12 protein-coding genes are annotated in these 16997 nt (G+C 73.7%); 7 read left to right on the forward strand and 5 right to left on the reverse strand.

Annotation, left to right across the window (positions count from 1 at the left end; translation table 11 throughout):
- Positions 1-60: 60 nt before the first annotated feature.
- Together ACZ6R6_RS18680 and ACZ6R6_RS18685 are read right to left on the reverse strand one after the other, a co-directional pair.
- A complete protein-coding gene (locus ACZ6R6_RS18680; RefSeq protein ID WP_470094870.1) occupies positions 61-3147 on the reverse strand; it encodes a sacsin N-terminal ATP-binding-like domain-containing protein in 3087 nt (1028 codons plus the stop codon).
- A 93-nt stretch (positions 3148-3240) separates the two neighbouring features.
- Positions 3241-4059, reverse strand: a complete 819-nt coding sequence (locus ACZ6R6_RS18685) for a DUF3027 domain-containing protein (RefSeq protein ID WP_470094872.1) — start codon at positions 4057-4059, stop codon at positions 3241-3243.
- 410 nt (positions 4060-4469) lie between these two features.
- Between ACZ6R6_RS18685 and ACZ6R6_RS18690 the strand changes: the two genes are divergently transcribed.
- On the forward strand, positions 4470-6041 hold the full coding sequence (locus ACZ6R6_RS18690) for an MFS transporter (protein ID WP_470094874.1): 1572 nt from the start codon (positions 4470-4472) through the stop codon (positions 6039-6041).
- Between the two features lie 42 nt (positions 6042-6083).
- Here the strand turns inward: ACZ6R6_RS18690 and ACZ6R6_RS18695 are convergent, their stop codons facing one another.
- Both ACZ6R6_RS18695 and ACZ6R6_RS18700 read right to left on the reverse strand, forming a co-directional pair.
- Positions 6084-6482 carry a cold-shock protein gene (locus ACZ6R6_RS18695; RefSeq protein ID WP_470094876.1) on the reverse strand — a complete coding sequence of 133 codons (399 nt, stop codon included), beginning with the start codon at positions 6480-6482 and terminating at the stop codon, positions 6084-6086.
- A 128-nt stretch (positions 6483-6610) separates the two neighbouring features.
- On the reverse strand, positions 6611-7240 hold the full coding sequence (locus ACZ6R6_RS18700; protein WP_470094878.1) for an HAD family hydrolase: 630 nt from the start codon (positions 7238-7240) through the stop codon (positions 6611-6613).
- A gap of 229 nt (positions 7241-7469) precedes the next feature.
- Between ACZ6R6_RS18700 and ACZ6R6_RS18705 the strand changes: the two genes are divergently transcribed.
- From ACZ6R6_RS18705 to ACZ6R6_RS18730, 6 genes are all read left to right on the forward strand, one after another.
- Positions 7470-8093, forward strand: coding sequence for a TetR/AcrR family transcriptional regulator (locus tag ACZ6R6_RS18705; RefSeq protein WP_306862930.1), 624 nt, complete (start codon positions 7470-7472; stop codon positions 8091-8093).
- A gap of 256 nt (positions 8094-8349) precedes the next feature.
- Positions 8350-10716: a helicase-associated domain-containing protein gene (locus ACZ6R6_RS18710; protein WP_470094880.1), complete on the forward strand. Its 2367-nt coding sequence runs from the start codon at positions 8350-8352 to the stop codon at positions 10714-10716.
- Positions 10717-10899: 183 nt separating this feature from the next.
- The gene (locus tag ACZ6R6_RS18715) at positions 10900-11472 is read left to right on the forward strand and encodes an MgtC/SapB family protein (RefSeq protein WP_470094882.1); all 573 of its coding nucleotides are present in this window, start codon (positions 10900-10902) and stop codon (positions 11470-11472) included.
- A 133-nt stretch (positions 11473-11605) separates the two neighbouring features.
- Positions 11606-13252: a DNA repair helicase XPB gene (locus tag ACZ6R6_RS18720; protein ID WP_470094884.1), complete on the forward strand. Its 1647-nt coding sequence runs from the start codon at positions 11606-11608 to the stop codon at positions 13250-13252.
- Between the two features lie 663 nt (positions 13253-13915).
- Positions 13916-15934, forward strand: a complete 2019-nt coding sequence (locus ACZ6R6_RS18725; RefSeq protein WP_470094886.1) for a HelD family protein — start codon at positions 13916-13918, stop codon at positions 15932-15934.
- 10 nt (positions 15935-15944) lie between these two features.
- The gene (locus ACZ6R6_RS18730) at positions 15945-16364 is read left to right on the forward strand and encodes a GNAT family N-acetyltransferase (RefSeq protein ID WP_470094888.1); all 420 of its coding nucleotides are present in this window, start codon (positions 15945-15947) and stop codon (positions 16362-16364) included.
- 321 nt (positions 16365-16685) lie between these two features.
- Here the strand turns inward: ACZ6R6_RS18730 and ACZ6R6_RS18735 are convergent.
- The coding region (locus ACZ6R6_RS18735; protein WP_470094890.1) for a TCP-1/cpn60 chaperonin family protein at positions 16686-16997 on the reverse strand (312 nt) is incomplete at its 5' end.

Consider the following 16997-nt stretch of genomic DNA (forward strand, 5'->3'; position numbering starts at 1 on the left):
ACCCGCACCGGCCGCGAGGAGCACGGCCGCGGCCGGGTGACACCGCTCCGCCGGCGGGGCTCAGCCGGTCGAGGCGGTCCAGCTGTCCAGGTCGGCCTCGGCCAGCAGCAGCGGCACCGCGGCCGGGTCGCGCAGCAGCGCCGCGGCGGCCAGCCGGTCGCCCCACTGGCCCGACGCCCACGCGAGCCCGCGGGCCAGGCCCTCCACGCCCGCGGCGTGCACCGCGCCCTCGAAGAACCGCCAGGCGGCGGGGACGCCGTCCACGAGCAGCTTCTCGTGCTCCACGTAGGTCGTGGGCGCGCCCGGCAGCAGTGAGCGCACGGCGGGCGGGACCTCGCGGACCGTGCCCGCGGAGGTCACCTCACCGGTGGCCTCCTCCCCGGCCAGCGGCAGGTCGAGCAGCTCCGACAGCGCCTCGGCCAGGTCGAACGGGGCCAGGACCAGCGGCCGGTCCGCGACCAGCGGGAGCAGGTCGGGCGCTTCGACCACGACCGGCTCGCCCGCCTCGCCCCCGGCCCCGCCGGACAGCAGTCGGCCGTCCTCGACGTCGGCGACGACGATCTCGCCGTCGAGGACGGCGCGGACCGCGCGCGGCGGCGCGACGCGGGCGGGGTCGACAGCGGCCAGCGCCACCCACAGGGCCCGGAGCTGGGCGCGGTCCACCTCGATCGAGGGGTCGGCGAGCAGTTCGAGGAGCTCGTCGGGGCCGCCGTGCGAGGCGAGGAGGTCGGGCAGCGTGGTCCGGACGCCGATCATCGCCAGCGCGGCCTCGTCGAGGCCCGCGGGGGCCTCGCCGTACAGGCCGAACAGCAGCGGGTCGCCGGCCGGGAGCCGCAGTTCGGTGGGGCGCCTGCCGCCCAGCACCGGATGGGTGGACAGCCACCAGGCGGTGTAGGAGGGCACCTCCACGACCTCGCCCGCGACCAGGACCCGCAGCGGGTGCAGGACCGAGCGGAGCGGCGGGCGCGACAGCAGGGCGAGCGCCGCGGGCCAGTCGGCGACGTATTCCAGGTCGCGGATCGCCGAGAACTCCCTGGCGATCGGCGGGACGTCCATCTCCGGCAGCAGGTCGAGGACGGCCTCCAGCCACTCGTCCTCGCGGTCGAGGTCGTGGTCGCACTCGTCCGGGTCGATCATGACGTCGGCGTCGTTCACCACGGCGAAGCCGTCGAGCACCCCGGCCGCGGCCAGCACCCGCGGGCCGTACCGCTCCACCAGCTCGGGCGCGGCCGTGCCGAAGTGCGTCTCCTGGTCCAGCAGCCCGGCCAGCGCCCCGTCGGCCAGGAGCAGCTCACCGGCCGGGTAGAGCTCGCCGTCGGCGCCGCGCAGCGCCAGCTCGGCCAGCCACGGAGCCTCACCGGCGGCCAGCCCGGCCGCCTCCACCAGCGCGAGGACCGCCTGGGCCACCGGCTCCGCGTCGGGGCTGTCGAGGGACTGGGCGACCGCGGCGCGGGTCAGCGGATCCTCCAGGACCGTGCGGGGCGTCGCCTCGCCCGCGCCGAGCCGCAGCAGCAGCGGGTGGGCGGCGTCGCGGTGGACGACGCGCAGCCCCAGCGGGGCGAGCACGGCCAGGTCCAGCGTGGAGCCGTCGCTCAGCAGCAGCGTGCCGCGCGGCCCCCGGACCAGGCGGCCGTCTGCCAGCGGCACCGGCAGCGCGCCGAGCGACTCGGGGTCGTCGGCGGGCAGCACCTCATACAGCGACCGCCACCAGGCCGGGTCCCTGTCCGCGACGGCGTCGCCGGAGAGCATGTCCACGACGTCGGCGAGCTGCACCCGCCGGACGCCGAGCGTGGTGATCGCCGGGTGCCGGGACGGCCATCCCGCGGGCAGCAGGCCGGGCACCATGCCGGCGACCTTCTCCAGCATCTCGGCCGGGCCCGCGACCGCGGACGCCTGCCGGCCCGCCACGACCAGGTCCCCGCCGTCGGCGGGCGGGCCCTCGCCGTCGGCCGGTGGGGAGAGGGCGGGCAGCAGCGGGACGTCGGGGAGCCGGCGCAGGATCGCCCGGCGGACCTGGGCGTCGAGCTCGCCCTTGCCCATCAGCCCGGGGACGAGATCGAGCAGCTTGGGCGTGCGGGGCAGCCCCGTGAGCAGTTCGAGGTAGGCGTCGGCGGCCCGCTCGACCAGGAAGTCGGTCAGCGGCCCCATGGCCACGTGCCGCCGGTCGGTGGCCATCGGGAAGGAGGCGATCAGCAGCGCGGGCAGGTCCAGCGGCTCGTCGCTCGGCGTCGGGGCGTGCACCACGGGCGGCACCCGCGCGGGCAGCGGCCGGGGCTCGCCCTCCTGCGCACCGTCGTGGAGGGCCTGCCCGGCGCCGTCGGCGGACCCGTCGACCGGGACCGCCCAGCGGACCAGCCAGTAGGGTCGGGCCCGCTCCTCGGTCGGCCGGTCGGCGAACAGCTCGGCCACCTGCTCCGGGGTGAACCCGCCGGAGGCAGACACCACCCGCCAGCCGTCCGGCAGGACCGTGCGGACCTCGCCGTCCACGTCGATCTCGATCGACTCGAGAGCGGGCAGGCCGAGCAGCAGCGCGGGCCCGGCCTCGGCCAGCATCCGCCGGACCGCGTCCTCGGCCGCCCTGTCGCGCAGCGGCAGCCGGACGAGCGTGTCGAACCCGCCGGGCACCTCCACCGGGCCGGCCGGGAACGGCAGGCGCAGCAGCGGCACGTGCCGGCCGCGCTCGGACAGCTCCTTGGCCAGCGTGGGCTCGGCGGCCACCAGGGCCGTGGTCTGGTCACGCGACCAGCGGACGACCCCGGAGCCGAGCGAGCCGATCACCGGCTCGTCGGTGACCGACACCACGGCCGCGAAACCGACGCCGAACCGGCCGGCCATGCCGGATTCGTCCCGCTTGTTGGAGACGCGCAGCGTGGACAGGCTCTCGATCCCGGCCGCGTCCAGCGGGGCGCCGGTGTTGGCGGCCGACAGCACGCCCTCGCGCAGCGACAGCCGGAGCCGGCCGGGCACCCCCGCCCGGAGCGCGGCGTCGGCGGCGTTCTGGGCCAGCTCGACGATCAGCCGGTCGCGGTAGCCGCCGAGCGCGAAGTCCTCCTCGGCGTTGGCGTCCTCACGGAAACGGGCGGGCGAGGCCGTCCAGGCCGTCAGCACGGCGGAGCGCAGTCGGTCGGTGCCGAAGATGTCAGTCACAGCGATGAGTCCAAAGGTCGAAGGGCCCGCAGGTCACGTCGCGCGGCAGCCGCCGGGCCGGGAGCCCGGCGGCGTGCGGGGAACAGCGTCAGATCAGGAATGGCCCAGCGGTTCGGCGTCGGCGTCGTCCACGGAACCGGTCAGGTCGGGCTCCGCGGACTCCTCGGTGAGATGGTCGTAGGCGAGATCGTCGAGGATCGGCGAGGTGGGCTCGACCTGGTGCGGCAGCACGGCCGCCTCGGAGTGCGCGCCGCAGCCGTGGTCGGCGGCGACCACGCGCCCGTCGTCGGGGGCGTACTCGTTCGTGCAGACACCGAAGCCGGCCCCCAGCACACCGGCCAGCGGCCAGTAGAAGCCGCAGGTCGAGCACTGGGCGGGGGCGGCGTGCGCGAGCGGGGTGTGCGGGCCGGACTCACCGGAGTGCCAGCGCCGCACGACGCGGTCGCGGCCGATCGGGGAGAGCACCCGGGCCCGGCCGAGGCCGTACTCGAAGATCATTTGACGGTCGGCGTCGTCGGCGGTCTCGGTGTAGCCGGGCGCCAGCCGGTCGTCGTCGGCGGCGGTCGGCAGCAGGTCGCCCACCCCGAGGTCGCCGGGGCGCAGCCGCTCGCTCCACGGCACCCACTCCGGGGGCAGCAGCGCCCCGGCGCCGGGCAGGAGCACGACCTCGCTGACCGTCACGTTGCGCGCCCGGGAGGCCCGGGCGACGGTGACGGCCCAGCGCCACCCTCGGTAGGCGCGGTCGAGACAGACGAAGAAGTGGGTGACGACACGCTCGCCCTCGCCCTCGACTCCGAGGTGTTCGCCCACCTCGTCGGGCCTGACGTTCTCCTCGATGGCGGAGCGGGCCAGGTCGACGGCGGCGACGCACGCCGGGTCGAGCGGCGCGGTGCGGGATCGAGTACGGCTCACGAGTCCTCCTCCGTCGGCCTCGCAACCCGACGGCCGCTGTGCTCTCTGGCTCGCTCGCTGCGCTGACTCACAGTTCATTCTCACCTATGCCCGGAGCGTACTGCACCGGTATCGCCCTACCACGCCGCCCCGGCGCACCGGGCAACCGGCCCGTCACCGGGGTCGCGGGACGCGGACCCCGATTTTAGCGGGGCGGAAAAAACTCCTCGGCCCCTCCTCCCGCCCGCCTGACGTGGCAGGCGCCCGCGGGGCCGGGGCGGGAACGGAACGGGCCCGGCCCGGCCCGAGATACCGGTGAGACGGGAGCGCCGCGGTGTGAAGGGCGGGGTCCCCGAGCCCCAGCCATGGGGATGAGTCAATCGGGTAAGACTGGATGCGTGGCAAATGGGTGGGAACGGGCACGGAAGACAGTGGGCGAGACCTCACGTCTGATCGGCCGTTCGGCCGCCGGGGCGGGACGGGCCACCGCGCGCGCGGGCAGGAGCACGGGGCGGGCGACCGTGCGGGCCGGCCGCGGCGCGGCGAGCGGGACGCGGCGGCTCGGCAGGGCCGCGCGGCGGCTGACCCACGCCCAGGGGGCGGGCCGCACGGGGCTGGGCCAGTTGATCGAGCTGACCGCGACGCAGAGCGCCGGCGACGCGCTGGTCACCGCGGCCCTGGCCGGGACGCTGTTCAAGCTCCCGGTGAACGAGGCCCGCGGCCAGGTCGCCCTCTACCTGCTGATCACGATGATCCCCTTCGTGGTGGTCGCGCCGTTCGTCGGCCCGGTCCTCGACCGGTTCCGCTCGGGCCGGCGCTTCGTGATGGCGGGCACCCTGTTCGGGCGCGGCCTGCTCTGCTTCGCGATGGCGGCGGCGATCGTCCCGGACGACGTGCTCACCATCTTCCCCGCCGCGCTGGCCGTGCTGGTGCTGTCGAAGGCCTACAGCGTCTCGCGCGCGGCGATCACGCCGAACGTGCTGCCCGCCGACATCTCACTGGTCACCGCCAACGCCAGGACGGCCCTGTTCTCCCTGGTCACGGCCGGCGTCGCGATCCCGGTCGGGGCGGGCGTGAGCGCCTGGCTGGGCGCCGAGTGGGTGCTGCGCGGCGCGACGGCGGTCTTCCTGCTCCAGGGGGTCCTGGCCGTACGGCTGCCGCGTCACGTCGACTCCCCCGACCTGGAGGAGCTGGAGGAGGAGGGCGAGCGGCCGCCGCGCTGGCGCACCCTGCTCAACGTCGGCCCGGTGGTCGCCGAGGCGATGAAGGCCAACGTGGCCATCCGCCTCTACTCCGGGTTCCTGCTGTTCTACCTGCTCTTCCTCGTGCAGGACGGGAAGCTGCCCGGACTGGCCCCCACGGTCACGATCGGCGTGCTGGCCGTGGCGGCCGGAGCCGGCGGCCTGGCCGGGACCGTCGTGGCCTCCTGGGTGCGCAGCCGCTCCCCGCAGCTCATCGTGCTGTTCACCCTCGCGCTGTCGGCCGTGACCACCGTGGTCGCGGCGATCGTGTTCAACCTGTGGAGCGTGGTGGCCGTCGCGTTGGTCTCCGCGTTCGCCCAGGGGCTGGGCAAGCTCGCCCTGGACGCGATCGTGCAGCGTGAGATCGGCGAGGAGGTGCGCTCGTCCACCTTCGGCGTGGTGGAGGCGTTCCTGCAGGTCGCCTGGGTGCTCGGCGGGCTGGCCGGCCTGCTGCTGTCGCTGTTCGCCGACGGGCCGGCCGGACTCGCGGTGATGGCCGCGGCGCTGGGGGGCTCGCTCGGCTGGCTGCTGGTACGGCGGCGCGCGGTGGTCCGCGCGAGGGACGCCCGGGTCGAGGCCGCCCGGACCGCCGCCCCCGGCGGCTCCGGCGGCTCCGGCGATCCGGACGACCTCGACGGGCGCTCCCCGGCTCCCCGGGAGCGGCACCGGCCGGAGCCGGCGGGGACGACCACCGCGGTCGTGCGGCGCGAGGACCCCCCGACGGAGCGGCGGACCAAGCCGCTGACCAACCCCCACGGCTAGCCGCGGGGGTCGCTCACCTGCTGTCCGGGCCTGCCGTCAGGGTCAGTCGTCCAGGTCGTCCGCCACGGCGCGGAGCACGGCAGCGATCTTCTTGGCGTGCGCGGCCTCGGGGTGCTTGCCCTTCTGGTAAGAGGTGGAGACCGCGTCCAGGAGCTTGATCAGGTCCTCCACGATGACGACCATCTCGTCGGGCTTCTTGCGTTTGCCCTTCGGCTTGGCGGCCTTGGCGAGCGTGGGGGGCTGGTCGATCACGCGGACCGAGAGCGCCTGCTGGCCGCGGCGCCCCTCGGCGACGCCGAACTCGACCTTCTGGCCCGGCTTGAGGGAGTCCACGCCACCGGGCAGCGCGGAAGAATGCACGAAGACCTCACCGCCGTCGTCGCGGGTGAGGAAGCCGAAACCCTTGTCGGCGTCGTACCACTTGACCTTGCCACTCGGCACAGGGGTGACCTCGTTCAGACTGTCGTGAAAAGGAATGGATGTAGATTATGCCCAGCGGAGGCCGAGGGCGACCGTCTAAACGGCTTTGAATTACACCAGTGCTAATCAGACTGCTAATCGGGACTGAATTACACGAGCGCGGCGGGCGTCCGCCAGCCGTCGAACCACTCGGCGAACTCGGTCAGGTCGCCGAGCACCGCGTCGGCCCCGTAATCGCGGAGCTCTCCCGCCGGGTAGCCGCCGGTCGCCACCGCCACACTGACGGCGCCCGCCGCCCGTGCCGCCTCGATGTCGCCGACGTGATCGCCGACATAGGCCGCCGCCCCGAACTCCGCCAGGGCCGGGCCCTTGGCGGCGCCGAAGACCGCTCCGGCGATCTCGTCCACCTCCAGGCCGAGGAACTCGACCGTCCTGGTCGCGTCGAGGGTGTTCTTGCCCGTCACCACGATGACCCGGCCGCCGGCCCGCCGTACGGCCGCCACGGCCTGGCGCGCGCCCGGCATGAGGGTGGTGACCGGGACGGCGATCGAGGGGTACAGCGACCGGTAGAGGGCGGCGGCCTCGGGGATCTCCTCCGGGGGCAGCCAGTTGGCCAGCTCCCACTCCAGCGGCGGCCCCAGCCTGGCCACCACGGCGGCGCTGTCGATGGGCACGCCGAGACGGAGCGCCACCTCGTCGAAGACGGCGGCGATGCCGGCCCGCGTGTCCGCGAGCGTCAAGTCCAGGTCGAACCCCACCGAGCTCATTCGGTCGATCACCGCTCCTCATCCACTCCGCGGAGTCCCGCCCCGCCGGCCCCTCGAAGCATGCCAAATCTCGGGGAACAGAGGTAATCCTGTGCCGCCGTACGGGTGACGCCCGCCACGGGCCCGCTCCGCCACGGGCCCGCTCCGCCACGGACCCGGCCCGGCGCGGACCCGGCCCGGCGTGCCGAGAGCCGACATGTCCGGCACTGGATAGGGTCATGGGGGAGGTATCGGCAGAGAAATGACCAGATCGACGCGCGAGCGGATCATCGACGAAGCCCTGCGCCTGTTCGCCGAACGAGGCTACGCGGCGACCTCGGTGGCGGAGATCGAGGCCGCCTCCGGGCTGTCCCCCGGCGCCGGCGGGCTCTACCGGCACTTCAAGTCCAAATACGAGGTGCTGGCGGCGGCGGTGAACGAGCACGCCGCCCGGACCCGGGCCCAGATCGCCGAGACCCTGACCGAGATGAGCGCCGTCGACCCCTCGGTCGACATCGAGGAGCGCCTGGCGCACCTGTGCAAGGCCGGGCTGGCCAAGGTCCGTGAGGAGAGCGAGCTGACGCGCGTCTTCTTCCGCGACCTGAGCCAGTTCCCCGAACTGGTGGCGATCGTCCGCGAGGGGTTGCTGCAGCCCATGTTCGACGCGATCACCACGTGGTTCCGCGCCCAGCCCGAATACGCCGGGGCCGACCTCGACTGGCCCGGGATCGGCGCGGTGCTCGGCGGCGCGGTGGTCCACTACCGGCTCTTCCAGGAGACCGTCGGCGAGCCCCCCGGACGCGCCGAGCGCGACCGTTTCGTCAGCTCCTGGGTACGGCTGGCACTCGGCCTGCTGCCGCGCCCGGCCGTCCAGGCGATCGGCTGAAGCCGGTCCGGCCAGAGCGCGGGGAGGCGTCCGGCCGGACCGCGGAGAGCCGTGCGGCCGGACCATGGAGAGCCGTGCGGCCGGACCGCGGGGGAGCCCGCTCCGGTCTGCCCCGCTCCGGGCCCGTGGGAGGTCCTCCACGAGCGCCCGCGCGGGACCCCCGTGGTGATCACCTGGGGCCCTGGGCGGCCGGCCGCCCGGGAACGGGTTTTCCCCGGGCCCCGCTTTGTCGGTAAGGCCTCCTACCATTGACGGAATGAGCACGGAGTTCACCGAGTGGCTGCGCGGCCGGAGCGATGACCAGTTACGGGCTCTCGTCGCCGTGCGACCCGAGCTCATCACCCCGGTCCCGGCGCACCTCGAAGGGCTGGCCGGGCGGGCGAGCAGCCCGTCGGCCATCGGCCGCGTGCTCGACCGGCTCGACCTGTTCGCACTGTCGGTCATCGAGACGCTGGCCGTGCTCCCCTCGCCCCTCGCCTACCGGACGCTGCGCTCCCAGACGGCCCGCGCGCTGCGGGCGGGGGCGGAGCCGGCGCTCCCGGCCGCGCTCAAGGAGACGGTCGAGCGGCTGCGGACCCTGGCCCTGGTCTACGGGCCCGACAAGGCGCTGGCCCCGGCCCCCGGCGTGCGCGAGGTCCTGGAGGCGCCCGCGGGGCTCGGCCCGCCGGCGGCGGAGGTGTTCAGGCACCACCCCGCCGAGCGTCTGGCCGAGCTGGTCCACGACATCGGCGGCGACGGCGCCACCAAGGAGGCCCTCGCCGGTCTGCTCGGCGACCCCGAGGTCGTCGGACGGCTGATCCAGGACGTCTCGCCGCAGGCCCGGTCCGCGCTCAACGAGCTGGCCTGGGGGCCCGCCAGCGGCCGGGTGCCCAACGCGCGCCGGGAGGTCCGGACCGCCACCGCCCAGTCGCCGATCGAGCAGCTGCTCTCGCGCGCCCTGCTCGGCGCCACCGGCGAGGAGACCGTCGTCCTGCCCCGCGAGGTCGGCCTGTTCCTGCGCGGCGGCCGGATCCACCAGGACCTCTCCCCGGTCCCGCCCGTGCTCGACGGCACCGTCCGCGACCAGGGGCTCGCCGGCCGCACGGCCGCGGGGCAGGCCTTCACCTTCACCCGCGCGGTGGAGGAGCTGTGCGAGCGGTGGAGCGTCGACCCGCCCGGCGTGCTCCGCAGCGGCGGCCTGGCCGTACGCGACCTGAAGCGGGCCGCGGTCCTGCTCGACGTCCCCGAGTGGGTCGCCGGGCTGATCGTCGAAGTGGCCCACGCGGCCGGGCTGGTGGCCGCCAGCGGCGCGGTGGACGGCGACTGGCTGCCCACCCCGGCCTATGACGGCTGGCGGGTCAAGGGCACCGAGGACCGCTGGACGGTGCTGGCCACGACCTGGCTCACCATGGACCGGGTGCCGGGAGTGATCGGCGAGCGCGACGAGCGCGACCGGCTGCTCAACGCCCTCCACCCCGACCTGCGCCGCTCGGCCGCCGCCGAGGTCCGCACCACCACCCTGGGCATGCTCGCCGTCGCCGGTCCCGGCCTGGCGCCCACCTCGGAGTCGGTGCGCGAGCGGCTGGCCTGGGAGCAGCCCCGCCGCCGCGGCGGCCACCGCGACCAGCTCGTGGAGTTCACGCTGCGCGAGGCCGAGCAGATCGGGGTCACCGGCCTCGGCGCGATCGTCGACCACGGCCGCGCCCTGCTGCCCGGCGGCGACCGCACGCTGTCGGCGGGCCAGATCCTGGCCCCGCTGCTGCCGGAGCCGCTCGACCACGTGCTCCTGCAGGCCGACCTGACCGCCGTCGCCCCCGGCCCGCTCACCAGCGATCTGCGGCGGTGGCTGGGGCTGGCGGCCGAGGTGGAGTCCACCGGCGGCGCGACGGTCTACCGCTTCGACGAGCGCTCGGTCCGGCGGGCGCTCGACGCGGGGCAGAGCGCCGACGAGATGCTGGCCATGCTGGAGCGGCACTCCGCCACGCCCGTCCCGCAGCCGCTCAGCTACCTGGTCACGGATGTGGCCCGCCGGCACGGCCGGATGCGCGTCGGCACGGCGAGCGCCTACGTGCGCTGCGACGACCCCTCGCTGCTGGATGAGGTGATGGCCGACAGGCGGGCCCTCCCGCTGCGGCTGCGCCGGCTCGCCCCCACCGTGATCGCCTCCAAGACGTCCCGGCCGACGCTGGTCGACTCGCTGCGCGCGATGGGTTACGCCCCGGCCGCCGAGTCGCTCGACGGCGACGTGATCATCACCCAGCTCGACGTCCGCCGGACCGACGGCCAGCCCCTCGTCCGCTCCTCGGCCACGTTCAACGGCCTGGAGGCCGACGTCGTGGCGGCGGCCGTCCGCGCCGTCCGCGCCGGCGACGCCGCGCACCAGGCGCGCCGTGCCCCGGTGGACGCCCCCTCCGGCCAGGTGCCCCGCTCCCCCGCGACCGCCACCATCGTCGCGCTGCGCGAGGCCATCCGGCAGGGCTCCCAGGTCTGGATCGGCTACCTCGACTCCCAGGGCAACGCCACCAGCCGGATCCTCGAACCCGCCCGGATGGAGGGCGGCTATCTCACCGCCTACGACGAGACCCGGGCGGCGGTGCACCGCTTCGCCCTGCACCGCATCACCGGCATCTCCGACATCAACTGAGGGGAGCCACACACACGCGGATCCTCGACCTCGGCCGCGCACGCGGAGGGCCCCGCCGCCCGCCGGGACGCGGGGATCCTCCCGCGGCCCGGTCTCGCCGAATACGGCTGTGACACACGGCACAAGCCCCATATCGTGATATTTCTTGATGTTCCCGGCTCAACACGAAGCGAGAGATTCACAGTGAGCAGTGGTAACCCCGAAGGTCCCAGCACGAACCCGGACGACTGGAAGAGCCCCTACAGCACGGGCCCCGGCCAGACTCCCGGATACGGCCAGCAGCCCTACGGTCACGAGCAGCCCGGCCAGGGCTACGGGCAGCAGCCTGACTACGGGCAGGGACAGGGCTACGGGCAGGGACAGGGCTACGGGCAGCCGACGTACGGCGAGCCGGCCCAGGGCTACGGACAGGGCTACGGGCAGGGCTACGGCGAGCAGCCCTACGGGCAGGGCTACGGGCAGCCGGGCTACGGTTACCCGACCCCGCCGCGCCAGAACAACGACGGCGTCCGGACCCACGCGATCGTCGCGCTCGTCATCAGCATCGTGCTGGCCCTGAGCTGCTACATCAGCCTGGGCGGCATCGCCGGGGCCATCATGTCCGGCATCGCGCTGGGCAAGGTCGAAAGCGACCCCCAGAGCGCGCGCAACCTCCTCAAGTGGACCTGGATCGGCATCGGCATCAACGTCGCGCTGGTCGTCCTGGGCGTCGGCGCCTTCATCGTCGCGGGCGTCAACGGCGCCTTCGACAGCTGAGCCGGTCGGGGACTGTCGGGAGGCTCATCTCTGTTGGACATACGGAGCGGGGAACGACGGGCCGGGAACGGCCCGGCGGATCCCCGGGCGAGTGTCACCATGGGCTCGCCGGCCGTACACAAGGGAGAAGTCTTTGACTGACGGACCATTGATCGTCCAATCCGACAAGACCCTGCTGCTCGAAGTCGACCACAACAGGGCCGACGAGTGCCGCAAGGCGATCGCGCCCTTCGCCGAGCTGGAGCGCGCTCCCGAGCACGTGCACACCTACCGGATCACCCCGCTGGCGCTGTGGAACGCGCGGGCCGCCGGGCACGACGCCGAGCAGGTGGTCGACGCGCTGATCGGCCACAGCCGCTACCCGGTGCCGCACGCGCTGCTGGTCGACATCGCCGAGACCATGGCCCGCTACGGCAGGCTCCGCCTGGAGAAGCATCCCGTCCACGGGCTCGTCCTGACCAGCACCGACCGGGCCGTGCTGGAGGAGGTGCTGCGCTCCAAGAAGATCCAGCCGCTGCTGGGCGAGCGGCTGGACGCCGACGCGGTGGCGGTGCATCCGAGCGAGCGCGGCAACATCAAGCAGCACCTGCTCAAGCTGGGCTGGCCGGCCGAGGACCTGGCCGGATACGTCGACGGCGAGCACCACCCGATCACGCTGACCGAAGACGGCTGGGAGCTGCGTCCCTACCAGCGCGAGGCCGCCGAGGCGTTCTGGCACGGCGGCTCGGGCGTGGTCGTGCTCCCCTGCGGGGCGGGCAAGACGGTCGTGGGCGCGGCGGCGATGTCGCACGCCAAGGCGACGACGCTGATCCTGGTGACCAACACGGTCTCGGCGCACCAGTGGAAGCAGGAGCTGATCAAGCGGACCTCGCTGACCGAGGACGAGATCGGCGAATACACCGGCACCAAGAAGGAGATCCGGCCGGTCACCATCGCCACCTACCAGGTGATGACGACCCGCAGGCAGGGCGTCTACCGCCATCTGGAGCTGTTCGATGCCCGCGACTGGGGTCTGGTGGTCTACGACGAGGTGCACCTGCTGCCCGCGCCGATCTTCCGGATGACCGCCGACCTGCAGGCCCGGCGGCGGGTGGGGCTGACCGCGACGCTCGTGCGCGAGGACGGCCGGGAGGGCGACGTGTTCTCCCTGATCGGCCCCAAGCGCTACGACGCGCCGTGGAAGGAGATGGAGAACCAGGGCTGGATCGCCCCGGCCGACTGCGTCGAGGTCCGGGTGACCCTGACCGACGACGAGCGGCTGGCCTACGCGATGGCCGAGTCCGAGGAGCGCTACCGGTTCTGCGCGACCACGCCGTCCAAGAGCCGGGTGACCGAGGCGCTGGTCCGGCGGCACCCGGACGATCAGGTGCTGGTGATCGGCCAGTACATCGACCAGCTCGACGAGCTCGGCGAGCACCTGAACGCACCGGTGATCAAGGGCGAGACGAAGGTCAAGGAGCGGGAGCGGCTGTTCCAGGCGTTCCGCGACAAGGAGATCCAGGTCCTGGTCGTCTCCAAGGTCGCCAACTTCTCCATCGACCTGCCGGAGGCGGCGGTGGCCATCCAAGTCTCCGGCACCTTCGGATCACGCCAGGAGGAGGCGCAGCGGCTCGGCCGCGTGCTGCGGCCCAAGTCCGGCGGGGGCGGGGCCCGCTTCTACTCGGTGGTCAGCCGGGACACGGTCGACCAGGAGTTCGCCGCGCACCGGCAGCGGTTCCTGGCCGAACAGGGCTACGCCTATCAGATCATCGACGCGGACGACGTGCTCGCCGGCGATTAGCGTCACAAGGCGAACACGCCGTCATCTGTGTCAATCAGGTCCACGAAATACCGCAGGCTTTCGACAAAGAAACCACCCCCTCGCTAGGCCGCGACGGCCACTGGCGACATACCCCATGATCTGCGGGAGTCACCGGATTTGCCCGGGTTTTTCGCTATTTTGAGGCAGAATCACGGAGGGTGTCAGCGTGGTCACCGAAATGCCGGCCGACTGGGCCGCCGAGACCCCTTTCACCGGCTCCGGGGCGGTCACCCACGGGCCGTGGAGACCGGGAGGGCCGCCTCCGCCGGGAGATCCCGGAGACGGCCGGGCGCCGCCGCGCGACGGCCGGCGGGCCCCGCCGGCGGAGCGGAACCCCTGACGCCCGCGCCCCTCCGGCCTGCCCGGACACGGCCGGGCGGGCGGCCGCCGAGGTCCGGCCGGCCCCGCACCCCACCAGGCGGAGAGACCGCCCGGCCGGACAGACAGAGGGCCGGGCGGCTCCGGGCACGGGACGTAGAAGATTGGACACGCTCGGTATATCGGGATGGTCCGCGCGATTCTCCGGGAAACCACCCCGACAGGTGGTTAATCCTTTTGAGCACGTGAAGGCGGGCCGGTAAGCTGGCCGATTCGCTGCCTGATGACCACCACCTCCGTTTATCGAATGGGAGGCGCTTCCGCGTGCCCGCACATCAATTGGCCCCCGACATAACCGACGACCCGGCCGACACCCTCGCCGCCGAACGCGCGCACCTGGCCGCCTCCAGGGCCGCCCTGCGCGCCATGCGCGAACACGCCCAGTCCCTGTCCTCCGACGCCGCCGGAGACTGGGTCTCGCAGCAGATCCTGCAGGCCCTGCTGGACCAGCGGGTGGCGGCGCTCGCCGACCACTCCGGCACCCCCCTGTTCTTCGGCCGCCTCGACCGGGACGCGGACGACGACCTCCCCGGCACCGTCTACGTCGGGCGCAGGCACGTCCACGACGACCGCAGCCGCCCCCTGGTGATCGACTGGCGGGCTCCGGTCTCCCGGGCCTTCTACCAGGCCAGCCCGGCCGACCCGATGGGCGTGGCGCTGCGCCGGCGCTTCGGCTACCACGGCGGGGACCTGACCGCCTACGAGGACGAGCCGCTCGACCAGGGCGGCGCCCCGCAGCACAGCAGGATCCTCACCGAGGAGATCGAGCGGCCCCGCTCCGGCCCGATGCGCGACATCGTCGCGACCATCCAGCCCGACCAGGACGAGATCGTCCGGTCCGAGCTCGGCCAGACCGTCTGCGTGCAGGGTGCGCCCGGCACCGGGAAGACCGCCGTCGGCCTGCACCGGGCGGCCTACCTGCTCTTCACCCACCGGGAGAAGCTCGCCCGCTCCGGCGTGATGATCGTCGGCCCGAACCGGGCCTTCCTGTCCTACATCTCCTCGGTGCTCCCCGCGCTGGGCGAGGTCAAGGTCGACCAGACCACGGTCGCCGGGATCCTGGGCGACCACTCCGCCCCGGAGGACCCCGCGGTCAGCGCGGTGAAGGGAGACGCCAGGATCGCGCCGGTGCTCAGGCGCGCCCTGTGGATGCACATCGTCAAGCCGGCCGAGGGCGTGCTGTTCACCAAGGGCGTCAACCGCTACCGGGTGGCCGACCACGAGGTCCGCGAGGTCGTCGCCGCGCTCCGCGGGACCACCCGTTACGGCCCCGGACGGGCGGCCCTCGCCCAGCGGCTGGCCCACCTGGTGCTCGTCCGGATGGAGCAGCGCGGCGAGTCACCCGACGACCGGGTGCAGGACGCGGTGGCGCGCTCCAAGCCGGTCAAGCAGCTCGTGGACCAGGTGTGGCCCAAGCTGACCCCCCAGCAGGTGCTCCACCGGCTCTTCAGCGACCCCGAGTTCCTCGCCGCCGCCGCCAAGGACGACCTCACCGCCGCCGAGCAGGCCCTGCTCCTGTGGGCCAAGCCGGCCAAGTCCCACCGCTCGGCGAAGTGGTCGGCCGCCGACGGCGCGCTGATGGACGAGCTCGGCGACCTGATCGAACGGACCGCGCCGCTGGGGCACCTGGTCGTGGACGAGGCCCAGGACCTGTCGGCGATGCAGTTGCGAGCCCTCGGCCGGCGCTGCCGCACCGGCTCGGCCACCGTCCTGGGCGACCTCGCCCAGGGCACGACCCCCTGGTCGGCCCGCTCCTGGAGCGAGGTCCTCACCCACCTGGGCTTCGAGGACGGCGCGGTCACCGAGCTGACGCTCGGCTTCCGTGTCCCCCGCGAGGTGCTCGACTACGCCGCCAGGCTGCTGCCCGCCGTCGCCCCGGGCCTGGCCGCCCCCCGGTCTCTCCGTCCCGGCCTGGGCTCCCTGTCGGTACGGCCCGCCCCCGAGCCGGCCGCCGCGCTCGCGCAGGCGGTGCGGGAGGCGCTCGCCCGGGAGGGGTCGATCGGCGTCATCGTCCCGGACGCCTCCGTCGCGGCCGTGTCGGAGTCGCTGTCCCAGCTGGACCACCGCGTGCTGAGCCCCGACTCGGTGGAGGAGCACCGCCTGCTGGTCATCCCGGCGACCCTGGCCAAGGGTCTGGAGTACGACCACGTCATCGTGGTCGAACCGGCCGACATCGTGGACGCCGAGCCGCGCGGTCTGGCCCGCCTCTACGTGGTCCTGACCCGGGCGGTCACCTCCCTGACCGTCCTGCACACCAGGGAGCTCCCCGCGCAGCTCTGCTAGTTTCCGGCCCATGGGAATCAATGTCCGAAATGGGGAGCTCAACGACGTCGACGCGCTGCTGTCCTTCTGGCTCGGAGCCGCCGAGGGGACCGACCGGCACGACGACCCGGCCAAGGTGGTCGCGCTCATCGAGCGCGACCCCGAGGCCGTTCTCATCGCGGAGGTCGGCGGAGAGATGGCCGGCACCCTGATCGCGGGCTGGGACGGCCGGCGCGCCCACCTCTACCGGCTGGCGGTGGCCCCCGGCCGCCGCCGCCAGGGGATCGGGACCGCCCTGATCCGGGCCGCGGAGCAGCGTTTCGCGCAATTCGCCGCTTTCCGCGCCGACGCCATGGTCCTGCACGACAATGTCCTGGCCCATCACACCTGGGGCGCCGCCGGTTATGCTCCCCAGCCGCAGTGGTCGCGCTGGGTCAAGCCCCTGAGTTAGGACGCCCGATCCGATTGCCCGCGATTCCCGCGCGGGCCGCGTTTCCTCACCGGGACGGCGACTTGACCGGCTGCCGGCGGCGTAGAAAAGAACGCTGTTCGGTCCTTTGGGCCCGGCTGAACGGCTTCATCCGGCGGGTACGCGCCCTTTGATGGGGACACGCGCCTCTTGATAGGAGACCCGCCCCTTTGACGAAGGGGGACGCCCGGCTGAACAACGGCGCGCCGCCGCGGTGGCGGGTGTCCGGCCGGCGGCGCCGGTGAACGCGGAAAGAGGCGACCCCGGACACCGGGGACGCCTCTTTCTGGGAAAGCTCCGGACTTAGAAGTCCATGTCGCCGCCGCCGGGCATGGCGGGAGCGGCACCGGCCTTCTCGGGCTTCTCGGCGATGACGGCCTCGGTGGTCAGGAACAGCGCCGCGATGGACGCCGCGTTCTGCAGGGCCGAACGCGTCACCTTGGCCGGGTCGATGATGCCCGACTCGAACATGTTGACGTACTCGCCGGAGGCGGCGTTCAGGCCCTCACCCGGGGTGAGGTTGCGCACCTTCTCCACCACGACGCCGCCCTCGAGGCCGGCGTTGACGGCGATCTGCTTCAGCGGCTCCTCCAGAGCCTTGCGGACGATCGCGGC

This window comes from Streptosporangium sp. NPDC048886, from assembly GCF_055586905.1.

Excerpts from the sequence above, each read along its gene's own strand:
- ACZ6R6_RS18705 (WP_306862930.1), top strand. The coding sequence starts at position 7,470 with ATGACCAGATCGACGCGCGAGCGGATCATCGACGAAGCCCTGCGCCTG.
- ACZ6R6_RS18710 (WP_470094880.1), top strand. The coding sequence starts at position 8,350 with ATGAGCACGGAGTTCACCGAGTGGCTGCGCGGCCGGAGCGATGACCAG.
- ACZ6R6_RS18730 (WP_470094888.1), top strand. The coding sequence starts at position 15,945 with ATGGGAATCAATGTCCGAAATGGGGAGCTCAACGACGTCGACGCGCTG.